The 826-nt window shown below is 71.3% G+C and carries 1 protein-coding gene; it reads left to right on the forward strand.

Features of this window, described 5'->3' with window-relative positions; translation table 11 throughout:
• Positions 1–161 precede the first annotated feature (161 nt).
• Positions 162–826 (forward strand): hypothetical protein (locus tag ACVCAH_RS37990; RefSeq protein ID WP_447141031.1); only part of this gene is annotated, 665 nt, incomplete at its 3' end.

Genomic DNA, 826 nt, shown 5'->3' on the forward strand with positions numbered 1-826 from the left:
TGTCGTAGGGGTGGTGTTGGCTGGGGTTTGTGCCTCGCCGTCGGGATCCTGCCGCGCCGCGGGTTGTGCATTGCACGGCTCGGGTGGGGTTGCGGGTGACGGCGGGGCAGCGGCGGCGGTGTTTCGGCCTGTTGCGCTCGGCGGGTGACGTGTGGGCGTGCGTGTTGGAGGTCAACGCGTGGCGGCGCCGCCGCCGGGACGTGCCGCTGGTCGGTTACCAGGAGTTGTGTCGGGAGTTGGCGACGTCGGGGCCGGGCACGTTTGGCGAACTGGATACCACGGGTGCCCGGTCGGTGCTGCGCCGGTTTTCGGATGCGTGGTTCGCGGCCGCGAAACGCCGCGCCGGCGGTGACGTGTCGGCCCGGTTCCCGAGACGGCGGCGAGGGTTGCTGCCTGTGCGCTGGTATCACGGCACCTTCGCGCTTGAGGGACGCAAGGTGCGCATCCCGACCGCCAAAGGAAGCCCGGCGTTGTGGGTTCGGCTGGCGCGGGATGTGCCGTATCCGGTGGAGCAGGTCCGGTCGATCACCTTGTTGTGCGAGGGTGGGCGGCTGTTTCTCGACGTCACCGCCGAAGTCCCCGTCGTCACCTACCCTCCGGGTGAGGAGCCGGATCCGGGCCGGGTGGCCGGGGTGGATCTGGGGATCATCCACCCGTACGCGGTTGCCGGTCCCGAGGGTGAGGGGCTGTTGGTGTCGGGGCGGGCGATCCGCGCCGAGCACCGTATGCACCTGGCCGACACCAAAGCCCGCCGCCGCGCCGTATCCGGCCGGGCCCCGAAGCCGGGTCAGCGGGGGTCACGTCGGTGGCGCAAGTACCGCCGTCG

The sequence above is a fragment of the Micromonospora sp. LZ34 genome, from assembly GCF_052981855.1.